20 protein-coding genes and 1 tRNA gene are annotated in these 20,235 nt (G+C 69.5%); 13 read left to right on the forward strand and 8 right to left on the reverse strand.

Features of this window, described 5'->3' with window-relative positions; all coding sequences use genetic code 11:
- Positions 1–74 precede the first annotated feature (74 nt).
- On the reverse strand, positions 75–1,295 hold the full coding sequence (locus ACQP1V_RS11555) for a PucR family transcriptional regulator (protein WP_387412597.1): 1,221 nt from the start codon (positions 1,293–1,295) through the stop codon (positions 75–77).
- A gap of 89 nt (positions 1,296–1,384) precedes the next feature.
- Between ACQP1V_RS11555 and ACQP1V_RS11560 the strand changes: the two genes are divergently transcribed.
- The gene (locus ACQP1V_RS11560; protein WP_433421847.1) at positions 1,385–2,077 is read left to right on the forward strand and encodes a helix-turn-helix domain-containing protein; all 693 of its coding nucleotides are present in this window, start codon (positions 1,385–1,387) and stop codon (positions 2,075–2,077) included.
- Between the two features lie 12 nt (positions 2,078–2,089).
- Here the strand turns inward: ACQP1V_RS11560 and ACQP1V_RS11565 are convergent, their stop codons facing one another.
- From ACQP1V_RS11565 to ACQP1V_RS11585, 5 genes are all read right to left on the reverse strand, one after another.
- Positions 2,090–2,485 (reverse strand): VOC family protein, encoded by a 396-nt coding sequence (locus ACQP1V_RS11565; protein ID WP_433421850.1) that lies wholly within the window; start codon positions 2,483–2,485, stop codon positions 2,090–2,092.
- 104 nt (positions 2,486–2,589) lie between these two features.
- Positions 2,590–3,039 (reverse strand): DUF350 domain-containing protein, encoded by a 450-nt coding sequence (locus ACQP1V_RS11570; protein WP_433421852.1) that lies wholly within the window; start codon positions 3,037–3,039, stop codon positions 2,590–2,592.
- 112 nt (positions 3,040–3,151) lie between these two features.
- Positions 3,152–4,315, reverse strand: coding sequence for a glutathionylspermidine synthase family protein (locus ACQP1V_RS11575; RefSeq protein WP_433421854.1), 1,164 nt, complete (start codon positions 4,313–4,315; stop codon positions 3,152–3,154).
- A 10-nt stretch (positions 4,316–4,325) separates the two neighbouring features.
- Positions 4,326–4,766 (reverse strand): hypothetical protein, encoded by a 441-nt coding sequence (locus ACQP1V_RS11580; RefSeq protein WP_433421856.1) that lies wholly within the window; start codon positions 4,764–4,766, stop codon positions 4,326–4,328.
- 349 nt (positions 4,767–5,115) lie between these two features.
- A complete protein-coding gene (locus tag ACQP1V_RS11585) occupies positions 5,116–6,975 on the reverse strand; it encodes a trypsin-like peptidase domain-containing protein (protein WP_433421857.1) in 1,860 nt (619 codons plus the stop codon).
- Between the two features lie 236 nt (positions 6,976–7,211).
- On the opposite strand from ACQP1V_RS11585, the gene ACQP1V_RS11590 reads away from it, so the two are divergent.
- On the forward strand, positions 7,212–7,763 hold the full coding sequence (locus ACQP1V_RS11590) for an RNA polymerase sigma factor (RefSeq protein WP_433421859.1): 552 nt from the start codon (positions 7,212–7,214) through the stop codon (positions 7,761–7,763).
- Positions 7,760–8,602 (forward strand): hypothetical protein, encoded by an 843-nt coding sequence (locus ACQP1V_RS11595; protein WP_433421862.1) that lies wholly within the window; start codon positions 7,760–7,762, stop codon positions 8,600–8,602. The genes ACQP1V_RS11590 and ACQP1V_RS11595 overlap by 4 nt, the downstream gene beginning before the upstream one ends.
- 73 nt (positions 8,603–8,675) lie before the next feature.
- Here the strand turns inward: ACQP1V_RS11595 and aceE are convergent, their stop codons facing one another.
- Entirely contained in the window at positions 8,676–11,426 is a 2,751-nt protein-coding gene (aceE, locus tag ACQP1V_RS11600) for a pyruvate dehydrogenase (acetyl-transferring), homodimeric type (RefSeq protein WP_433421864.1), read from the reverse strand.
- Positions 11,427–11,907: 481 nt separating this feature from the next.
- Here aceE and ACQP1V_RS11605 point away from each other — a divergent pair, with 481 nt between their 5' ends.
- The 7 genes from ACQP1V_RS11605 (at position 11,908) to ACQP1V_RS11635 (ending at position 15,162) form a co-directional block, all read left to right on the forward strand.
- Positions 11,908–12,102 (forward strand): DUF1918 domain-containing protein, encoded by a 195-nt coding sequence (locus tag ACQP1V_RS11605; RefSeq protein WP_067130867.1) that lies wholly within the window; start codon positions 11,908–11,910, stop codon positions 12,100–12,102.
- 9 nt (positions 12,103–12,111) lie between these two features.
- Positions 12,112–12,525, forward strand: a complete 414-nt coding sequence (locus ACQP1V_RS11610) for a secondary thiamine-phosphate synthase enzyme YjbQ (protein WP_433421867.1) — start codon at positions 12,112–12,114, stop codon at positions 12,523–12,525.
- A 132-nt stretch (positions 12,526–12,657) separates the two neighbouring features.
- Positions 12,658–13,086 (forward strand): DUF3052 domain-containing protein, encoded by a 429-nt coding sequence (locus ACQP1V_RS11615; protein WP_067130873.1) that lies wholly within the window; start codon positions 12,658–12,660, stop codon positions 13,084–13,086.
- Positions 13,087–13,165: 79 nt separating this feature from the next.
- Positions 13,166–13,621 (forward strand): peroxiredoxin, encoded by a 456-nt coding sequence (locus ACQP1V_RS11620; RefSeq protein WP_433224170.1) that lies wholly within the window; start codon positions 13,166–13,168, stop codon positions 13,619–13,621.
- A gap of 22 nt (positions 13,622–13,643) precedes the next feature.
- A complete protein-coding gene (locus ACQP1V_RS11625; RefSeq protein ID WP_433421870.1) occupies positions 13,644–13,955 on the forward strand; it encodes a hypothetical protein in 312 nt (103 codons plus the stop codon).
- Between the two features lie 54 nt (positions 13,956–14,009).
- The gene (locus tag ACQP1V_RS11630) at positions 14,010–14,960 is read left to right on the forward strand and encodes an ROK family protein (RefSeq protein ID WP_433421873.1); all 951 of its coding nucleotides are present in this window, start codon (positions 14,010–14,012) and stop codon (positions 14,958–14,960) included.
- Between the two features lie 127 nt (positions 14,961–15,087).
- A tRNA-Val gene (locus tag ACQP1V_RS11635) sits at positions 15,088–15,162 on the forward strand.
- A 77-nt stretch (positions 15,163–15,239) separates the two neighbouring features.
- Here the strand turns inward: ACQP1V_RS11635 and ACQP1V_RS11640 are convergent.
- Positions 15,240–15,950, reverse strand: a complete 711-nt coding sequence (locus ACQP1V_RS11640; protein ID WP_433421876.1) for a tyrosine-type recombinase/integrase — start codon at positions 15,948–15,950, stop codon at positions 15,240–15,242.
- Between ACQP1V_RS11640 and ACQP1V_RS11645 the strand changes: the two genes are divergently transcribed.
- The 3 genes from ACQP1V_RS11645 (at position 15,912) to ACQP1V_RS11655 (ending at position 20,187) form a co-directional block, all read left to right on the forward strand.
- The gene (locus ACQP1V_RS11645) at positions 15,912–17,204 is read left to right on the forward strand and encodes an IS256 family transposase (protein ID WP_433421879.1); all 1,293 of its coding nucleotides are present in this window, start codon (positions 15,912–15,914) and stop codon (positions 17,202–17,204) included. The two genes, ACQP1V_RS11640 and ACQP1V_RS11645, sit on opposite strands and share 39 nt — an antisense overlap.
- A gap of 1,196 nt (positions 17,205–18,400) precedes the next feature.
- Positions 18,401–19,534, forward strand: a complete 1,134-nt coding sequence (locus tag ACQP1V_RS11650; protein ID WP_433421882.1) for a sensor histidine kinase — start codon at positions 18,401–18,403, stop codon at positions 19,532–19,534.
- Complete coding sequence (locus ACQP1V_RS11655; protein ID WP_433421885.1) at positions 19,531–20,187, forward strand: response regulator; 657 nt, start codon at positions 19,531–19,533, stop codon at positions 20,185–20,187. Before ACQP1V_RS11650 ends, ACQP1V_RS11655 begins: the two co-directional genes overlap by 4 nt.
- Positions 20,188–20,235 lie beyond the last annotated feature (48 nt).

Consider the following 20,235-nt stretch of genomic DNA (forward strand, 5'->3'; position numbering starts at 1 on the left):
CCGGACGAAGTTTGCGGTGATCGGGTTGTAGGGAACCTACAGTCCTTGTTTCCGCCTGATTAAGGTACGGCTGGTTAGGTGAGGCTGAGCCGGCCGAGAATCAGCCCGACTTGCAGCGTGAAGGCCGAGCGGCCCTCGGTGGGCTGGTAGCCGGTGAGCTCGGTGATCTTCCGCAGGCGGTACCGCACCGTGTTCGGGTGGACGAACAGCAGCCGCGCGGTCGCCTCGAGAGAGGTCCCCTGCTCCAGGTACGTCGCGAGGGTGTCCAGCAGCGGCGTCCCCACCAGCGGCGTGTAGACGTTCTCCACGAGCTGGACCCGGGCCGCCGGGTCGCCGTCGATGGCACGTTCCGCGAGCAGATCTTCGGCCATCACGGGGCGCGGCGCGTCCGGCCAGCCCGCGGCGGCGCGGAGCCCGGCGATGGCCGCGCGGGCCGAGCCGGCCGCCGCGTGCAGGTCGGCCACCTCCGGCCCGATCACGATCGGTCCCGGACCGAAACGGGGCGCCACGCTGCGCGCGGCGTCCTTGATGCTGTCCGCGCCGCCGACGATGACGATCAGCCGGTCGCCCTGCACGCCCGCGAGCAGGTCGTAGCCGACCCGGCGCCCCCGGTCGCGCAGGCCGTCGATGACGCTCTGCGGGTCGTCGCCCGGGGAGTAGCCGGCGAAGACGATCACGGGGGAGGACGTCCAGCCGAGCGCCGCGGCCCACGAGTGCAGCCCGTCGTCCACCTTGCCGCGGACCAGCGCGTCCACGATGAGCGCCTCCAGCCGGGCGTCCCAGGAGCCGCGCGCCTCCGCCTCCCGGGCGTATACCTGGGCGGCGGCGAAGGCGACGTCCCGGGTGTAGCGCAGCATGGCCTGGCGCAGCAGGTCTTCGCCGCCGGGGGCGGCCAGCTCCTCGACCTGCGCCTCCACGACCTCGACGACGATGCGCACCAAGTCGACCGTCTGCTGGAGCGAGACGCTGCGCTTGAGCTCACGGGGCGCGGTGCCGAAGAACTCTATGTTGGGTGTCGGACGCCCCTCGCCCGCGTGGCCGAACCACTCGACGAACGCGGCGATCCCGGCCTGGGCCACCAGGCCGACCCACGACCGGTCCTCGGCCGACAGCGCGCGGTACCAGAGGAGCTGCTCCTCCATCCGCGCCATCGCCGCCGTGCCCAGGCTGCCCATCGCCCGGTCGAGCCGTCGCGCGGTGTCTCTGCGTACCTTCTCATCCGGCCGGCCGCTCTCGTCGGCGCCCCTGCCGGCAGGGACGCCGTTCTTGCTCGCTGGCTCGCTCCGCTCCGTCACGGTTCTAGCGTGCCAGGTCACGGGCGATGCTGGAGCCAGGGAGCCGCCGCCCGGCCGAGCGGCCGGCACGGGATGGAATGCTGGGGAGCATGTACCGGGAGAGGCCCTCACGGGTGCCCGGGGCGGTGGTGTGGCGACGGCCGGGGGCGAGCCCCGGGGCGACCCTGCGGATCCTCCCCGACGGCTGCATGGACCTGCTGTGGGTGGGAGGCGAGCTGCTCGTGGCCGGGCCGGACCCGGTCGCCCACCTCGGCACCGGCACGGGGGACGCGGCCGGCTACACGGGCATCCGGTTCGCGCCCGGCACCGCCCCCGCCGTCCTCGGCGTGCCCGCGGACGAGCTGCGCGGGCTGCGGGTGCCGCTGGCCTCTCTGTGGCCGGAGGCCGAGGTCGGACGGCTCGCCGAGCGCGTCCACGCGGCGCCCCGTCCGGGCGTCGCGCTGGAGGAGCTGGCCGTCCGGCGGCTCGCGTCCGCCCCGCAGCCCCCGGACCCGGCCGTTCCCGGCGTCGTCGCCATGCTCCGCCGGGGCGCGGCGGTCGCCGAGGTGGCGGACGCGGCGGGCCTGAGCGAGCGGCAGCTCCACCGGCGCAGCCTCCCCGCCTTCGGGTACGGCCCGAAGACCCTCATGCGGATCCTGCGGATGGACCGCGCCCTCACCCTGGCCAGGACCGGCGTGCCGTACGCCGCCGTCGCGGCCCGCACCGGGTACGCCGACCAGGCGCACCTCTCGCGCGAGGTGAAAGCGCTGGCCGGCGTCCCGCTCGGCGTCCTGACCGCCTGACGGCGGCCCCGCTCAGGAGGGGAGCGGGGCGAAGAGGTCCACGCCGTTGCCGTCGGGGTCGCGGACCAGGGCGTAGCGCTGGCCCCAGAAGGCGTCCCAGGGCTTCCTGTGGCCCTCGTACCCGGCCGCGACGAGGTCGTCGTAGACGCGGTCCACCTCCTCGGGGTCGGCGCAGGCGAACGCGAGCGAGACGCGGGAGCCGCCCGACGGCGCCGTCCGGCCGGGGTCGAAGGAGCGGATCGTGTCGACGGTGTCCCAGGCGAGCCGCAGCCCGCCGGGGAGCGTCGTCTCGACGTGCGGGGCCGAGTCCGCCTCGGCCGGGATGTCGAGGCCGAGCCGCCGGTAGAAGTCCAGCGACGCGCCCATGTCCGCGACGACGAGGCCGATGAGGTTGAAGGTCGGTGCCATGTCCCCGACCCTAGGGGCGGAAACGGGCGGCGGTCTTGAAGGAATCGGACATGTGGGCGGGTCGGGCGCTTGCTCGGACGCGCGCGTCGGCGGTGGGACGGCCGTCAGACGACGGCGACGGCGGTGATCAGGCCGATCACGACGTGGGTGGCCGACAGCATGATCGTGGCCGGCTGGAGCGTGGTCTCGGCGAGCAGCGTCCGCACCGGGATGCCGACGACGCGGTCGAAGGCGATCATGGCGATCGTCTGGACGGCGATGCCGACCAGGCCGAAGACCAGGGTGGCGATCAGCCCCTCGCGCAGCGCGCCGCCCGACGACCAGATCGACGCGGCGACGATCAGCCCGACCGCCACCAGGCCGGCGGCGGCCAGGGCGGCGGCGTTGGGGTTGCGCTCCTCGCGGATGAGCCGGCTGAGCCGTCCGGGCGTGGCGAGGTCGATCGCGTAGAAGCCGGCGACGAGCAGCAGCACGCCGAGCACGGCGTACGCGCCGATCGCCAGCGCTCCGTTGCCGAGCACCTCGGTGAAGGGGGTGGACTGGGTGGTCACCATGGCTCCTTGATGGGCGGCCCTGGGCGGGCGGTTCGGGGGATCGGGTCGCTACGGGACCGCTCGGCGGCGCCGCGTCGGCGCGTCCGGGAGGCCACGCGGCGCTGTGGGGCGGTCAGGACGGCGCGATGCGGTGCGGCACGAACGAGGAGGTGTCGTCGGTGATCAGGCCGGAGGTCTCCCGGATGCCGAGGCCGACGGACTCGTCCTCGACCACCCAGGCGCCCAGCACCGGGCGGCGGCCGTCGAAGTCCGGCAGCGGCAGGAACTCCTGGTGGACGAACCCCTCAGTGCCGTAGTCGCCGGGCGTGTCGAGGGTGAGGCCGGGCGACACGACCCGCATCGAGGCGCCCTCGCGTCCGAGCAGCGGCTTCCGGATGTAGGACGACATGCCGCGCGGTCCGTCCAGGTAGGCAGGGAGCAGGTTGGGATGGCCCGGATACAGCTCCCAGAGGATCGCCAGCAGCGCCTTGTTGGACAGCAGCATCTTCCACAGGGGCTCGATCCAGGTCATGGTCGGCTGCAGGGCGAGGGCGTGCGCCCCGAAGGGCTCGGCCACCATCCACTCCCAGGGATAGAGCTTGAACATCGACCGGATCACGCGGTACTCGGTGTCGACGAAACGCCGGTTCGGGGGGTCCCAGCCGATGTCCTCCATCGCGATGGCGACCGTCTTCAGCCCGGCCTGGTCGGCGGTCTCCTGCAGGTAGCCGAGCGTCATCGCCTCCTCGCCGGTTTCGTCCGCGCCGGTCCACGCGAAGTGCGTCGGGCCGGTCGGGAAGCCCGGGGCGAGCGCGCGCCAGCGGTCGACGAGCCGCTCGTGGATCGAGTTCCACTGGTCGTCGTCCGGATGGACGTCCTTCAGCCAGAACCACTGGATCACCGAGCTCTCGACCAGGCTCGTCGGGGTGTCGGCGTTGTACTCCAGCAGCTTGGCCGGTCCCGAGCCGTCGTAGCGCAGGTCGAACCGGCCGTACAGGTGCGGGTCCCGGCGCCGCCACGACTCCGCGACCGCGGCCCGGCAGTGGGCGGGTACGGCGAAGTCGGCCATGCGGTCGTGCGTGACGACGTGCTCCACCGCGGCCAGGCACATCCGATGCAACTCCTCGACCTGCTCCTCCAGGGCGAGGACCTCGTCCATGGTGAGGACGTAGTGGACGCTCTCGTCCCAGTACGGCCGGTCGAGGTTCTCCGGGTGGGACGAGCGGTGGAAGGCGAGGCCCTGGGACTCGATCAGCTCGGCCCAGCCGTCGCGCGGGGTCGATGGTTGACGTCTCATCGGCGCGCGGTCAGCTCCCGCCGCCGCCGGAGTGGAACCCGAAGCCGCCGCGCTGGATCACCCGGCCGGACCTCGTGCTGATCTGCGCGTCCGCGGGCTTCAGCGTCGTGCCCTGCCACACGCGGCCGCCCATCCGGTTGCCGCCGTAGTACCAGCCGTACGCGCCGCGCGAGCCGTAGTAGCGGTAGGTGCCGCCCTTGTCGCAGTATCTGTCGTCCACGACAGTGTAGGAGCCGTCGGGGTTGCGGCTGTTGAGGTCCACGCAGTCGGCGCCGACCTCCTCGTAGCGCTTCTGTGCCGCGCAGAACCCGACGACGAGAGTGGACAGCACGCCGAGGGCGCCGAGCTTGACGGCGGTCGACGACATGCCGCGCCACTTCGGCGGGGTGTCGCCGGCTCCCATCGCCATCGGATGACGCGGCGGGCCGGGGCTCTCCCCTGGGGCGGTCATCGGGCTCCTGTCGGTCGGGGTCGGCACAGCGTACCGTTCGGGGAGATCAACGGGGGTACACCCCTCTGGGGTTCCTTTTCCTCGTTTTCCGTAACGATCCGGAATTTCCGGGTATCAGACCCTACTGCGGCCCCGGTCGAGGCGCTGAAGCGGACCGCCTTCCTGCCGGAACGCGTGCCCAAATGACCGTGGTCCTCGGCTCAGCCGGGAGGACCGGTGCGCCGCGGTCGGCCCCGGACGGGGTGACCGCGGCGGCCCGCTGAAGTCGCGGCGCGCCCGCGCGGCTCCCGGCGAGTGAGAGGGCACGCCGGCGGAGAGGCACGCCGGCGGATCCCCCGGCCGTCCCCGCTCAGGCATCGGGCGGCTGCCGCTGACCGAGGCGGCGGCGCAGCTCGGCGACCTCGCGCTCCAGCTCCGCGACGTCGCGCTCCGCGCCCCGCTCGTACGCCGGGGGAGCGGGGCGGACGTACCGCGTGGCCCCGTCCGGCGCCTGGGTCGGCTGCTCGTGCTGGTCGTAGCGCGGGTGGCCGTTGTGCCGGTCGTCGTGGCCGGAGTAGCCCGGTCCGCCGTACTGCGGCTGTGGCGGGTACTGGCCCTGGGCCGGCCCTCCCCGCGCGTACGCGCCGGGCGACGGGGCGCTGGAGGACTCGCCCTGGGGCAGCGCGTACCGCGGCGGCGCCGCCTGCCGCCAGTCCTGGCGCTCGTCCTGTCCGCTGATCGCCGTCGCGTGGACGCCGCCGTACGCCTGGCCGTACGAGGGAGGGGTGGCGGCGGCGCGCCTGCGGCGGCGCAGCAGCACCATGAGCAGCGCGAGACCGCCGCCGACGGCGATCAGGACGCCGAGGCCGATGACGATCCAGAGCCAGACGGGCTGGGGTGTCTCGTCCCGGCCGGCCGAGATCGCCTGCTGCGAGTCGGTGATGTATTTGGCGACGTACGGGTGGTTCGGGTGGAGGGCCTGGACCTCACGGAACAGGGGCAGCGCGTCCTTGTAGTGCTTGGCGAAGAAGGCGTCGAGGGCCTCGTTGTACTTCGTCGTGGTCAGCGAGGCCGACGGCTTGACGTTCTTCTCGTTGAGCTTCTCCTTGATGATGGAGACCGGCAGCACGAAGCTCTCGTTCTCCGACGCTTCGCCGCCCTCGCTGACGGTTCCGGCGATCAGCATGCCGACGACCTTGCCGTCGCGGCTGAAGACGGGGCCGCCGGAGTTCCCGTGGTAGGACGGCGCCTGGGTCTGGATGTACGGGACGCCCTCGGTCGTGGTGCGCCGGGCGTTGTACGGCCCCTCGGTCATCGCGGGGTCGAGCTTGGACTCGATGCTGAAGAACGGGGTGTTGGTGACCAGGCCGGGGAAGCCGCTGATGTACAGCGTGTCGCCGGTCTGCACGTCGGAGTCGTCGCCCAGCGGGACCGTCGGCAGGTTCTGCTGGTTGTTGACCTTCAGCAGGGCGAAGTCCTTACCGGGGTAGCTCTCGCCCACGGAGACGAGCTCGGCCGGAACCTCCTTGGCGGTCTTGTCCACGCCGCCGCCGGGGAGCGACTGCAGCACGGACAGGCTCTTCTGCAACTTCTGCAGCTTCATGTGCGCCGAGTTGAAGTTGATGTAGACCATCTGCGCGGCCTCGATCAGCGCCTCGTCGGCGACGACGTTCTCCAGCCCCTTGATCACCTCCTGCGCGTCCTCCTCGTTGAACTTCTGCAGCGCCTGCTGGGCGAAGGTCTGCGACAGTTCGTCGTCGCTCATGTCGACGCAGTGCGCGCCGGTGACCATGTAGCCGTCCGGGGTGACCCACCAGCCGGTGCACATGCCGCCGACCCGCGCCTTGACCGTACGGTTCGGCTTGGCCGGGATCAGGTACTTGTCCACGTCGGCGGCCATCCGCTTGAACATGTACTTGTACATGCTGGGCTCGTCCGAGGGGATCTTGCCCGCCGCCACCAGGACCTGGATCTGCGAGGCGAGTTCCTGCAGCGCGCCCTGCCGGACCTCCGCCGTCGGCACGACCACCTCGGCGCTGAAGGTGAGGCTGGTGAGCTGGACGGCCGGGTGGGTGCGGGCGGCCAGCAGCGTGCCCACGGAGAGGTTCTCACCGCCGTCGGCCCAGGCCGGGGGTGCCGCCGCGACCCCCACAGCGGCTGTCACGGTGAGCAGGGCGATCGACGCCGTCGCGGCCAATCTCCTGATCAAAGTCGTCAAATATCCATTCACGCGGGCAATCGTCGGTTAGCCCGCTTGTCCAGCGCTTGTGACTGACTTGGCGCGACGACAAGTGAGCCGGGGCCACGCGGGCGAGCGGCCGAAACGAGCACTCGACCCCGAAACGCCCAGCTCCGGAACGTTCGGCTGCGGAACGCGGGCTCTGAAATGCTCCCCGGCGAGCGGGACACGTGGAGGGTGTCAGACCGAGATCCGACGCTACGGCGTCCCCGGAAAGGAGAGGGCCGTTGGGACCTCCCGACACGAGAAGGCACCGCTTCGAGGCGATCTACGGGAAATATCACGACGCGGTGCTCGCCTATATCGTCCGCCGTACGGACAACGGCCATGACGCGGCCGACGTCCTCGCCGAGACGTTCCTCGTCGCCTGGAGGCGGCTCGACGAGGTGCCCGCCGGCGAACGGGCCCGGCCCTGGCTGTTCGGCGTCGCCCGGCGCACGCTCGCGAACCTGCATCGCGGCGCGCGGCGGCGCACCGCGCTGAGCGAGAGGCTGCGCGCCGAGCTCGCCCACGCGCACCGCCACGCGGCGCCCGCGACCGAGCCGTCCGCCGTCGCCGCGGCCTTCCGGCGCCTGCCCGAGCAGGACAGGGAACTGCTCGCGCTCGCCGGATGGGAGGGCCTGGACTTCGGGGAGATCGCCGTCGTCCTCGGCTGCTCCCGCAACGCCGTACGGATCCGGATGTTTCGGGCGCGGCGCCGTCTCGCCCGAGAGCTGAACACCCACGAAGACCTGATCGAGGAGCGAGTGGCACCCGCGTCAGAAGGAGGCGTCGCATGAACGTCGAACGACTCAACCCGATCAGCGAGGAGGAGGCCGCCGCGATGGTGAGCCGCCAGACCAGGGACGACCTCGCCGAGCGCGTCATGACGACCTCGCCCGACGAGGCCCCGGCGCCCGTACGGCACGGCCGGTGGGGGCGGCGGCTGCTCGTCGGCGTCCCCCTGGCCGCCGCGGTCGCCGCGGCGGGGGTGGTCGTGCTGTCGGCCGCCGGCCCCGACCAGAAGGTCGGCTCGGTGTCCGTCGGCCCACACCGGGCCGACGCCGCCGCGTTGTCCTTCCGCAAGGAGGACGGCTACCTCGTCGTCACGGTCAAGGACCCGGTCGCCGACCCGGCGCGCTACCGGAAGGAGTTCGCGGCCCACGGGCTGGACATCAAGCTCGACCTCAGGCCCGTCTCGCCGAGGAACGCCGGCACCGTCATCTTCCTGGAGGACAAGGCGGACAGCGGGATAAAGATCATCCAGGCCAAGGGTGCGTGCGGCAGCGAGGTCTGCGGGGTCGGCGTCAAGGTTCCGCTGGACTACAAGGGCTACGCCCACATCGTGTTCGGCCGGGCCGCCCGCCCCGGCGAGATGTACAACACCGGCCCAGACGACGTGCCTGGTGAAGGCGTCGGCCTGCCGGACGTCCCCGGCCGTACGGTGGCCGAGGCATGGGCCGTCCTGGCGGAACGGAAGATCACCGGCGTCGGGTACCGCTACGAGTTCCGCGGCTCCGACCGGCCCTATCCGAACGGGCTCAGCCGCGACCAGGTGAGGCCGGAGTGGTACGTCCACGACGCGGTGGCCGGCGCGGAGGGGCAGGTCATCCTGTTCGTCGGGCCAGAGAAGAAGTGAAAGCGTCGGGCCCCGGACAGGAGTCCGGGGCCCGACAGGAGGGTCCGCCGACGCGGACCCGGAGATTCCGGAGTTACACGCCCATCGACTGGGTGTCGTTGCTCTCCAAGGGCGCGCCGACCTCGGTCACGCCGTTCTTCAGGTGGTAGCGGGCGATCGCCTCGCGCAGCACCTCGGCCTTGATCTCGCCCCGCCGGACGAGCTGGGTCAGCACCGCCAGGGTGATCGACGCGGCGTCCACGTGGAAGTGGCGGCGCAGCGCCGAACGCGTGTCCGACAGGCCGAAGCCGTCCGTGCCGAGCGAGCTCCAGTCACCGGGCACCCACTGGGCGATCTGGTCCTGGACGGCCCGCATGTAGTCGCTGACGCCCACGAACGGGCCCTGAGCCTCGGACAGCTTCCGCGTGACGTACGGAACACGCTGCTCGGCGTCCGGGTTGAGCAGGTTGTGCTCCTCGGTGGCGAGAGCCTCCCTGCGCAGCTCGGCCCACGACGTGGCCGACCAGACCGCGGCGTCGACGCCCCAGTCCTCGGCGAGGAGCCGCTGCGCCTCCAGCGCCCACGGGCCGGCGACGCCGGAGGCCAGGATGTTGGCCTTCGGCCCACCGGTCGAGGGGGCGGGAGCGAAGAGGTACAGGCCCTTGAGGATGCCCTCGGTGTCCACGTCCGCCGGCTGCGCGGGCTGCGGGTACGGCTCGTTGTAGACGGTCAGGTAGTAGAAGACGTTCTCCGGCGACTCGCCGTACATCCTGCGCAGGCCGTCCTTGACGATGTGCGCGATCTCGAACGCCCAGGCCGGGTCGTAGGCGACGACGGCCGGGTTCGTCGAGGCGATGAGCGGCGTGTGGCCGTCCTCGTGCTGGAGGCCCTCGCCGTTCAGCGTGGTGCGGCCGGCGGTCGCGCCGAGCAGGAAGCCGCGGCCCATCTGGTCGGCGAGCTGCCACATCTGGTCGGCGGTGCGCTGGAACCCGAACATCGAGTAGAAGATGTAGATCGGGATCATGTGCTCGCCGTGCGTGGCGTAGGAGGTGCCGGCGGCGATCACCGAGCCCATCGAGCCGGCCTCGCTGATGCCCTCGTGCAGGATCTGGCCCTCGGTGGCCTCCTTGTAGGAGAGCAGCAGCTCCCGGTCGACCGCCTCGTACGTCTGCCCGTGCGGCGAGTAGATCTTGGCGGTCGGGAACATCGCGTCGACGCCGAAGGTGCGCGCCTCGTCGGGGATGACCGGCACGAAGCGGTGGCCGATCTCCTTGTCCCGCATGAGGTCCTTCAGCAGCCGGACGAACGCCATGGTGGTGGCGACGTTCTGCTTGCCCGAGCCCTTGGCGAGCTGCTTGTAGACGTCGTCGCCGGGCAGTTTGAGGGCCTTGGCCCGGGTGAGCCGTTTGGGCAGGAAACCACCGAGCGCGGCCCGGCGCTCCTTCATGTAGGCGATCTCCTCGTTGTCCTCACCGGGGTGGAAGTACGGCGGGAGGTCGCCTTCGAGGTCCTTGTCCGGGATCGGCAGGTAGAGCCGGTCGCGGAACTCCTTGAGCTCGGCCTTCGACATCTTCTTCATCTGGTGCGTCGCGTTGCGCGCCTCGAAGTCCTTGCCGAGTGTCCAGCCCTTGATGGTCTGGGCGAGGATGACCGTCGGCTGGCCGACGTGCTCGCTGGCCGCCTTGAACGCCGCGTAGACCTTGCGGTAGTCGTGGCCGCCGCGCGACAGCTTGCGGATGTCGTCGTCGGTCAGGTGCTCGACCATCTTGCGCAGCCGAGGGTCGCTACCGAAGAAGTGATCACGGATGTACCCGCCGGACTCGACCGAGTAGGTCTGGAACTGGCCGTCGGGCGTGGTGTTCATCTGGTTGACCAGGACGCCGTCCACGTCGGCCGCGAGCAGCGGGTCCCAGTCGCGACCCCAGACGACCTTGATGACGTTCCAGCCGGCGCCCCGGAAGTAGGACTCCAGCTCCTGGATAATCTTGCCGTTGCCGCGTACCGGACCGTCGAGCCGCTGCAGGTTGCAGTTGATGACGAAGGTGAGGTTGTCCAGTTCCTCGCGCGCGGCCAGGCCGATCGCGCCCAGCGACTCGGGCTCGTCCATCTCGCCGTCGCCCAGGAAGCACCACACGTGACTGCGGCTGGTGTCCTTGATCTGGCGGTTCAGCAGGTAGCGGTTGAACCGCGCCTGGTAGATCGCCGCGATCGGCCCCAGACCCATGGAGACTGTGGGGAACTCCCAGAAGTCGGGCATGAGCCGCGGGTGCGGGTAGGACGGCAGACCCTTGATCCCGTGGGACAGCTCCTGCCGGAACGCGTCGAGCTCCGGAGCGGAGAGGCGGCCCTCAAGGAAGGCGCGGGCATAGATGCCGGGCGCCGCGTGACCCTGGATGAACACCTGGTCGCCGGACTCGCCGTGGTCCTTGCCGCGGAAGAAGTGGTTGAAGCCCACCTCGTACAGCGAGGCCGCGGAGGCGTACGTCGCGATGTGGCCGCCGACGTTGGTGCGGGCGTTGGCCCGGGTGACCATCACGGCCGCGTTCCAGCGGATGTAGGCCCGGATGCGGCGTTCGACGTACTCGTCGCCGGGGAACCAGGGCTCTCGCTCCGGTGGAATGGTGTTGATGTAGTCGGTGCTGCGCAGGCCGGGCACGCCGACCTGGTGCTCTCGGGCCCGCTCCAGGAGTCGGAGCATCAGATAGCGGGCACGGGTGCGGCCCTCCGTCTTGATGACGTTGTCGAGCGATTCGAGCCATTCCCTGGTCTCGCTCGGGTCGACATCAGGCAACTGGCTGGGTAGGCCGTCACTGATGATCGAGAAGCGCTGGCGTCCGGAAGCCACTGGGTCTCGCCTTCCGAGGATGGACTATGTCTTGTCTAGGCACTTCCATCCTGGCCGCTTGCCCCGGAAAGTGCATCTCTACTGCCGGGTAACCAGGATGTCCCTGCTGGCAGGCAGGGGTACATGGCCTAGACCACCGATGGTGGGACGATTCTTACAGACCGCCCAGTGTGTCCCGGTCCTCGGGGCGGATCAAGGGCTGCCGCCCTCCCGATTTCCCCGTGTGGATCGGCGGATCCGCGCCGTTCGATCAGGTGGCTCCCGCGCGTGGGTCGCCGCCCGATTTTTCCTGGTCTTGCGTGGTTCGCCGCGGCCGTTCGGTGTCCGTGGCGTAACCCGCCCGCCATCCGCCCCGCCCGTCGTGATGGGACAGCGTAACGTTTCGGTATGCGTTGTTCCTCCCTCTTGCGGAGGATGGGTTACTCCCCTTCCCTGCGGGCGAAAGCCGTATCAGGCTCTGGAGTGAGAGGGAGGAAACGAGATGCATGCAACCGTGGGTGACCGGCTCCTGGTGCATGGGACCGTCGTGGGAGAGCACGACAAGCGCGGCGAGATCATCGAGGTGCGCGGGCCCGGTGGTGAGCCGCCATACGTTGTCAGATTCGACGACGGACACACCGGCCTGGTGTTCCCCGGCCCGGACGCGGTCGTCGTCCCAGCTCAGCGGGGATCGTAATATCGCGCTGTGAGATCCAGAGAGATCGCGGTGCGGACCGGCGCGCGCGACCGGGTGCACGACATCACCGGTGAATGCGAGGAGTTCGCGCGCGAGTGTGGGGGAGACGGGTTGTTGCACGTCTTCGTGCCGCACGCGACGGCGGGGATCGCCCTCATCGAGCTCGGGTCGGGCAGCGATGAGGACCTTCTCGCCGCGCTCGGCGACCTGCTTCCCGCGGATGACCGGTGGAGGCATGCGCACGGCTCCCGGGGGCATGGAAGATCTCATGTCATGCCCGCGATCATTCCGCCGTATGCGACCATCCCGGTGCTGGACGGGAGGCTCGCGCTGGGCACCTGGCAGTCGGTGTCCCTTGTTGATCTCAACGTGGACAACCCCGACCGGCGTGTTCGTTTATCGTTTTTGTCGGATTTTAGATAACGGTGCGGGTCACCGGTCGTGGCGACCGTTGACGACGGTGGGTCACAGCGTGTGGACTGTGCCGAAGCATGGCTCTCAGAGGAGCCGGACAACCGCATACAAGGCGGGGTCACCCAAGCAGGAGGGATAAACGTGAGCGCGACCGCGGGTCAGGCGCAGGGCGAGCGCGGCCTGGCCGAACGACTCGGCCTCAAATCCGGTCAGGTGGTGCAGGAGATCGGCTGGGACGAGGACTGCGACGAAGCACTTCGCGAGTCCATCGAAGAGCTGACCGGCAACGAGTTGGTGGACGAGGAGTACGAGGACGTCGTCGATGTGGTGCTGCTGTGGTGGCGCGACGACGACGGTGACCTGTTCGACGCTCTCAGCGACGCCATGACGGCACTCGCCGACGGAGGCCAGATCTGGTTGCTGACGCCGAAGGCGGGCCGGGAGGGCCACGTCGAGCCCAGCGACATCGGTGAGGACGCGACGACCGCCGGCCTCTCCCAGACGAGCAGCATCAGCGCCGCCCGGGACTGGTCCGGAACGCGGCTGGTCACGCCCAAGGCACGCCGCTGAACTGACGCCGACGCCCTGCCGTACGGCCCGGCGATGCCGTGCGGCAGGATGATGTGCGACCAAGCCAGGGGAGGCACGCATGTCGGTGGAAGTCGGGGAACAGGCTCCGGATTTCGAACTCCAGGACCAGCACGGTGCCCCCGTCCGCCTCGCGAACCTGCGAGGGCGCAACGTGGTGCTCGTCTTCTATCCTCTGGCGTTCACCGGCGTGTGCCACGGTGAGCTGAACGCGATCCGTGACGACCTTCTCCCCGCGGTCGCCGACGACGTCGAGGTGCTGACCGTCTCGGTCGACTCCGTCTTCGCCCACCGCGCCTGGGCTGACCGGGAGGGCTACGCCTTCCCCATGCTCTCGGACTTCTGGCCGCACGGTGAGGTGGCCCGGGCGTACGGTGTGTTCGACGAGGAGAAGGGGGTCGCGAACCGCGGCACCTTCATCATCGACCGTGAGGGCGTCATCCGCTGGAAGGTCGTGAACCCGATCGGATCGGCGCGTGACGTCACCGAGTACCAGAAGGTGCTCACACATCTGTGACCCTGCCTTACGGGAGGCGAAGATGCCCTGCTTCCGTTGCGGGGCCCGGCAGACCGACCCGGTCCGCGGCGTGAGTCCCTGGAAACGCGGGGTGCGCCACGAGACGCAGGTCCTGATCTGCCCGGACTGCCAGCGTGCGCACGATCTCGATCTCGACGCGTGCGTCTCGTGTGGCTCCACCGTGTTGATCTGCCGGCTCGGCGAGGTCGAATGCCGCTCCTGCGGCGCCGTGCGGGTCGCGCGCTCCTGCGAGCCCCTGGTCGCCACGCCCGAATCGCCCGATTTGTCGGCCGAGGTCGAGGCGGCGCTCAACCGGGTTCTCGGCCGATCCTGATCGTCCTCGGGCGTGGATTTGGCGAAAACGTCCTTTGATGACGACGATGTCCGGGTGAGTTACGTGGTTGCCCTCGATGTGGGCGGTACGTCGATGAAGGGCGGGCTCGTCACGCGCTCCGGCGAGGTGACCCCTTTCGCCGGGCACCCGACGGAACGCGAACGTGGGCCGGCCGCCGTGGTCGCCGCCATCCGCGCCTACGTGGGCGAGCTGGCCGGGTACGGGCGCGCCCGCTACGGCGCGGAGCCGTCCGGCGTCGGCCTCGCCGTACCGGGGATCGTGACCTCGTCCACCGCCGTCTACTCCGCCAACATCGGGTGGCGGGACGTGCCCGCCGAGGAGTTCGTGCCGGGCGACCTTCCCGCGTGTCTCGGGCACGACGTACGCACCGGAGGGTTGGCCGAGAGCGTCTTCGGCGCCGGCCGCGACACCGCCGACTTCCTCTTCCTCCCCATCGGCACGGGCATCGCGGGCGCCGTCGTCGTACGCGGCGAGCCGTACGGCGGAGTGCACGGATGGGGCGGCGAGATCGGCCACACCACCGTCTGGCCGTCCGGCGAGCCGTGCGCGTGCGGCCAGATCGGCTGCCTGGAGACGTACGCGTCCGCGTCGGCCGTGTCCCGGCGCTACGAGCGGCGCTCCGGCCGCGCGGCCACCGCGAAGCAGGTCGTGACGCTGGCGGCGTCGGGCGACCCCGTCGCGCGCGAGGTGTTCGACGAGGCGATCGAGGCGCTGGCGATCTCGCTCGCCTCATACACGCTGCTGCTGGACCCGTCGCTGATCGTCATCGGCGGCGGCCTCGGGGAGGCGGGGGCCGTCCTGTTCGATCCGCTGCGTGAACGGCTCGCCGCGCGGCTCGCCTTCTGCGAGCCCCCCGAACTCCGCCCGGCGGCCCTCGGCGTACACGCGGGGATGCTGGGCGCCGCGCTGCTCGGCTGGCAGGCCGCCGGCGAGCCCGGCGTGGGCGCCGACTGGACGCCGGCGACGCTGCTCGGCGCACGCTAGCCCTACCGTGACGCGACGGCCCGGCGGCGGAGGCGCTCCGGCGTCGCCGGGCCGTACGCGAAGGGAACGGACCGATCTCCCGATGTGCTGAAAGGCGCCCTGGTGTCGTAAGGTGTAGTCCAGTCTGGGGCGGTTAGCTCAGCGGTAGAGCACTCGCCTTACAAGCGAGGGGTCACTGGTTCGAACCCAGTACCGCCCACCAGCCAGAACAAGCCCCGTAGCGATCTTGCTACGGGGTTTCGTGCCATTAACGTGCCATTAGCCGACGGGTGATCTTGCTTAGTTGCTCGGCAGGGCTTCTGTGATCTTGCCGTTCATGGCGTTCGTGATCTTGCGGTCGGCCTCCGCCGTGCGGTGTTGGTGGATCACCGCGGCGCGGACGGAGTCGTGTCCCATCCGCTCCATGAGATCCCGGAGGGTCGCGCCCGAGCTGGCGGCGATCGTGTTGCCGGTGTGTCGGAGATCATGGAAGTGCAGGCCGGGGAAACCGATCTTCTTCGTGTTCTTCGCCCAGTCGGTGACTCGGCGGAAGTTGCTTCGCCGGAGGGTACCGCCCCGCGCGCCAGTGAAGATCAGGGCGTCGTCCTCCGGGTCGGTGAAGTCGTCGAGGTGATCCCGAAGCGCGGGGATGATTGCCGAAGGAATGGCGACCGTCCGGACACCGGCCCGTGACTTGGGCGGCCCGACGAGCAGCTCGCCCGTGTCCAACTCGACATGCTGTTGCCGAACGGTGACTGTGCCCGCGTTCAGGTCAAGCGACGGCGCTCCGCGCCGCCGGCGCGCCCTGCGCTCGGCCGCACGCTGCGCGTGCGGCCTGGGGGCCGTTCTCGCGCACGGCGAGCAATGATCGAAACCTGTGGATCTGACGGGAAGGGGTGTACCTTCCCAAATCATCTGATCAAGGTTTCGAGATAAGGCCGACGCGCCAACGTCGGTCGGGAAGGCACACCCGTGCTCACCGTAGTGCCCGAGCTGGCCGCTGACGACCACTCCCCAGCGAACTCCTCCTCGTTGATCGACCAGATCGTTCGTGAGGGCGCGCGCAAGATGCTCGCCGCCGCGCTGCAGGCCGAGGTGGATGCCTACATCGCCGCCTTCGCCGACGAGCGCGACGAGGCCGGCCGCCGCCTGGTGGTGCGCAACGGCTATCACCAACCGCGCGAGCTTCTCACCGGCGCCGGGGCGATCGAGGTGAAGGCTCCGCGGGTCAACGACAAGCGCATCGACGAGACGACGGGCGAGCGCCGGCGGTTCTCCTCGGCGATTCTGCCCGCCTGGGCGCGTAAGACCCCGCAGCTGACTGAGGTGTTGCCGCTGCTGTACCTGCATGGTCTGTCCTCGGGGGACTTCGTGCCCGCCCTGAGCCAGTTCCTGGGCAGCTCGGCGGGCCTGTCTGCCTCGGTGATCACCCGGTTGACCGAGCAGTGGAAGGGCGAGCAGCGCGCTTTCGCCGAGCGTGATCTGTCCGGCGTGGACTACGTCTACCTGTGGGTGGACGGCATCCATGTCAACATCCGGCTGGAGGAGCACAAGCTATGCCTGCTGATGATGATCGGTGTGCGGGCTGACGGCCGCAAGGAGCTCGTCGCGCTGAGCGATGGCTACCGCGAGTCGGCCGAGTCGTGGGCGGACCTGCTGCGCGACTGTAAACGACGGGGCATGCGGGCTCCGGTGCTGGCCATCGGGGACGGCGCGCTGGGCTTCTGGTCGGCGCTGGGCGAGGTGTTTCCGCAGACCAGGGCCCAGAGGTGCTGGTTTCACAAGATCGCTAACGTACTCGGGGCCATGCCGAAGTCGGCCCACCCGGCCGCCAAGAAGCACCTGGCGGAGATCTGGAACGCCGAGGACAAGGACCACGCCCTGGCGGCGGTGAAGGCGTTCCAGGCCGCTTACGGTGCCAAGTACGGCAAGGCCGTGGCCAAGGTCGTCGACGATGTCGAGGAGTTGCTGGCCTTCTACGACTTCCCCGCGGAGCACTGGGTGCATCTGCGCACGACCAACCCGATCGAGTCGACGTTCGCCACGGTCCGGCACCGGACCAAGGTCACCAAGGGGCCGGGCTCGCGTGCTGCCGGGCTGGCGATGGCCTTCAAGCTGATCGAGGCGGCGCAGAAGCGCTGGCGCGCGGTCAATGCGCCGCATCTCGTCGCCCTGGTGCGCGCCGGGGCGACGTTCGTCAAGGGCAAGCTCGTTGAGCGGCCCGAGGAGTCACCGGCCATCGAGGACCAGTCGATAGCCGCCTAAAAGATCTTGATCCACAGGTCTTGACGATTGCTCCGCACGGCCGTGCTCGGGCCACTCGTTCGCTGTACGCAAATCCTTCGCGACGCCTACGACCGTGTCGCATGTGGCGAGACGCACCGAGAACAGCGCGCTTCGCCCCTGGAGATCCACCGGCACTGCTGATGGGACGGCGTGGACAACCAGTACGCCGCAGACATGGTCATGCTGAAGGCGGCCAAGGGCGACGCAGTGGAACCGGCTTGATCGCCTGCTCGTTCCGCTGGCATGACGACATCGCAGTTAACCTGCCCCCTTTGTCGCGGCACCGCGTTCCAGCGGACAGAGGGCCGCCTCGATAGCAAGTACGGCTGGAACCCGCACCAGGTGACGTTGATGATCTGTGCGGCATGCCGGTATGTCCTGCCCTTCTGGGATGAGGATTCAATCTTCAGCTTGGGCTAGGTTGGCCCTCCAGCCATTACAGCTCTCTATAAACGCCGGAGCGCCGAAGAACTGCGCGAAGAGGCATGATCGTCGTGCCATTAGCGCGCCATTAGGCCAGGTCGAGGACGGTCGGCGGGGGAGTGCCGCGCTAGGCCAACACGCAGGCCAGCGTCCCACCGAGAGCGATCTTGGCTCCTTACAAGCGAGGGGTCACTGGTTCGAACCCAGTACCGCCGACCAGCGAAAAAAGCCCCGTGTTCCACCTGTGGAACCGGGGCTCATGCCATTAGCGTGTCATTGGCCGACGCGGACGATCTTGCTCAGTGACCACTCACCTTGGTCGGCAGGGCTTCTGTGATCTTTCCGTTCATGGCATTCGCGATCTTGCGGTCGGCCTCCGCTGTGCGGTGCTGGTAGACGACTCCAGAGAGGCGTCCGGCGTTCGCGCGAATGTGACCGCCGGACGCCAGGGACTAGGAGCACCAGCCAGCCGAACATCCGGATCATGAGCAGGTAGAAGAGACCGCGAGGCACAAGAACCGAGCCTGCCTGAGCAGCCTCAGGTCGATCCGCAGGTAAAGCCCCCTGCGGCGACTTGTGAAGCAGTACAGGCTGAACGGCTACCGCAGCTCCTGGGCTTCGTTACCTTCCTCCTCCAACAACCGGTTAATCCACTTTTGAGGCGTCGTCCGCGACCGCTACCAATCCGGTGAGCGAAATGTCTCGTACTTTGGGCTGATTGTGGGTGGTGGGGACTCTCGTACCATGACTTCGTGCACGGCCTTATTCGCTCCGTGTGGTACGAGCCCCGTTCCCCCAACGCACCGCGTCGGGTGTGGCGAGACTGGGTGCTCGTGGGGGTGTTGCTGCCGGTCGCGCTGCTCGAAGGAGTGGTGCGGCCGGATATGCCCTCACGGGTCATTTCGGTAAGCCTCGCGGTCGGGCTGGTGCCCACCTTGTTGTGGCGCCGCACCCAGCCGCTGTTGATGGTCGTGATCGCGTTCGGCGCGTCGGGTGTGGCCCAGGTGCTGACGGGTGGTGACTCGCCCGAGTCCAACACCATGATTTATCTGCTTCTCCTGCCCTATGCGCTGTTCCGGTGGGGGTCCGGGCGAGAGGCGATCATCGGGTTGGCGATCATTCTCGCCAAAGCCACGTTCTCCATGGTTGTGGACTATCCCGGTCCCGCCGACACCGCCGCCGCCTTCGCCGTCGTGTTCTCGGTGGTCGCCGTGGGAGCGGCGTTCCGGTACCGGACGAGGGCGCGGACGCGGGAGCTTGACCAGGTCAAACTGCTTGAACGTGAGCAACTGGCTCGAGATCTGCATGACACCGTCGCCCATCACGTCTCGGCGATGGCGATCCGGGCGCAGGCGGGGTTGGCGACGGCGGCGTCGCGGCCGGACGCCGCCACCGAGGCGTTGCAGGTGATCGAGGCCGAGGCGACCCAGGCGCTTGCCGAGATGCGTGCCATGGTTCACGTCCTCCGCCGGAACGTGCCCGCGGACCTGGCGCCTGGGCGGAGCATCGCCGATCTCTCCCAGCTCGAAAGCCCGGGACAATCCGGCCCGTCCGTCCAGGTGGAGATCGAGGGCGACACCGTCGGCCTCTCCCCTTCCGTCGAGGCCGCGATCTACCGCCTCGCCCAGGAGTCGGTCACCAACGCGCGGCGCCACGCGCGGCACGCCACCCGCGTCCTGGTTCGGGTCAGCGCCGATGCCAGGTCGGTCCGTCTGTACGTGAGCGATGACGGCGATCCCGTTCGCCCCGCAGGGACACCCGGTTACGGGATCACCGGCATGATCGAACGGGCTGATCTCCTCGGGGGCACCTGTGCGGCGGGCCCCAATCCCGACCGGGGATGGAGCGTCACCGCCGTGCTGCCGCGTACCGGAGTGGCCAGGTGAGCATCCGGGTGCTGGTCGCCGATGACCAGGAGATCGTCCGTACCGGACTGGTGATGATCCTCAACGCTCAACCGGGGATCGAGGTGGTCGGCGACGCCGCCGACGGGCGGCGAGCGGTCGAACTCGCCCGACGGCTTCGACCGGACGTGTGCCTTTTCGACATCCGGATGCCCGTGCTCAACGGCATCGAGGCCACCCGGATGCTCGCCGGGCCCACCGTCGACGACCCACTCGCCGTCGTGGTCATCACCACCTTCGACCTCGACGAGTACGTCTACGCGGCGCTGCGCGCGGGAGCCCGGGGGTTCCTGCTGAAGAACGCCGGCGCCGAGCTGCTCTCCCAGGCCGTTCACGCCGCGGCGGCCGGTGACGCCCTCATCGCTCCGAGCGTCACCGCCCGCCTGCTCACCGCCTTCGCCCACGCCGGGCCCGCCGCGCCGCCGGTCCGTCCCATCGAGGCGCTCACCGAGCGTGAGGAGCAGATTCTCGTCACGGTGGCCCGGGGGCGTACCAACAGTGAGATCGCTGACGAACTTCACATCTCACTCAGCACCGTCAAGACCCATATCGCCAGCCTGATGGCCAAGCTTGGCGCCCGGAACCGGGTGGAAATCGCCATATGGGCGTACGAGACCCATCGGGTCAGGAACTAGTGCAGCGCCGCAAAGATCCTTAAGGGGTCCGAGTCGTAACGGTACGTG

It is taken from the genome of Microtetraspora malaysiensis, from assembly GCF_050947145.1.
Taxonomy (GTDB): domain Bacteria; phylum Actinomycetota; class Actinomycetes; order Streptosporangiales; family Streptosporangiaceae; genus Microtetraspora_A; species Microtetraspora_A malaysiensis.

Excerpts from the sequence above, each read along its gene's own strand:
- ACQP1V_RS11560 (WP_433421847.1), top strand. The coding sequence starts at position 1,385 with ATGTACCGGGAGAGGCCCTCACGGGTGCCCGGGGCGGTGGTGTGGCGA.
- ACQP1V_RS11565 (WP_433421850.1), bottom strand. The coding sequence starts at position 2,485 with ATGGCACCGACCTTCAACCTCATCGGCCTCGTCGTCGCGGACATGGGC.
- ACQP1V_RS11570 (WP_433421852.1), bottom strand. The coding sequence starts at position 3,039 with ATGGTGACCACCCAGTCCACCCCCTTCACCGAGGTGCTCGGCAACGGA.
- ACQP1V_RS11575 (WP_433421854.1), bottom strand. The coding sequence starts at position 4,315 with ATGAGACGTCAACCATCGACCCCGCGCGACGGCTGGGCCGAGCTGATC.
- ACQP1V_RS11580 (WP_433421856.1), bottom strand. The coding sequence starts at position 4,766 with ATGACCGCCCCAGGGGAGAGCCCCGGCCCGCCGCGTCATCCGATGGCG.
- ACQP1V_RS11595 (WP_433421862.1), top strand. The coding sequence starts at position 7,760 with ATGAACGTCGAACGACTCAACCCGATCAGCGAGGAGGAGGCCGCCGCG.
- ACQP1V_RS11605 (WP_067130867.1), top strand. The coding sequence starts at position 11,908 with ATGCATGCAACCGTGGGTGACCGGCTCCTGGTGCATGGGACCGTCGTG.
- ACQP1V_RS11620 (WP_433224170.1), top strand. The coding sequence starts at position 13,166 with ATGTCGGTGGAAGTCGGGGAACAGGCTCCGGATTTCGAACTCCAGGAC.
- ACQP1V_RS11625 (WP_433421870.1), top strand. The coding sequence starts at position 13,644 with ATGCCCTGCTTCCGTTGCGGGGCCCGGCAGACCGACCCGGTCCGCGGC.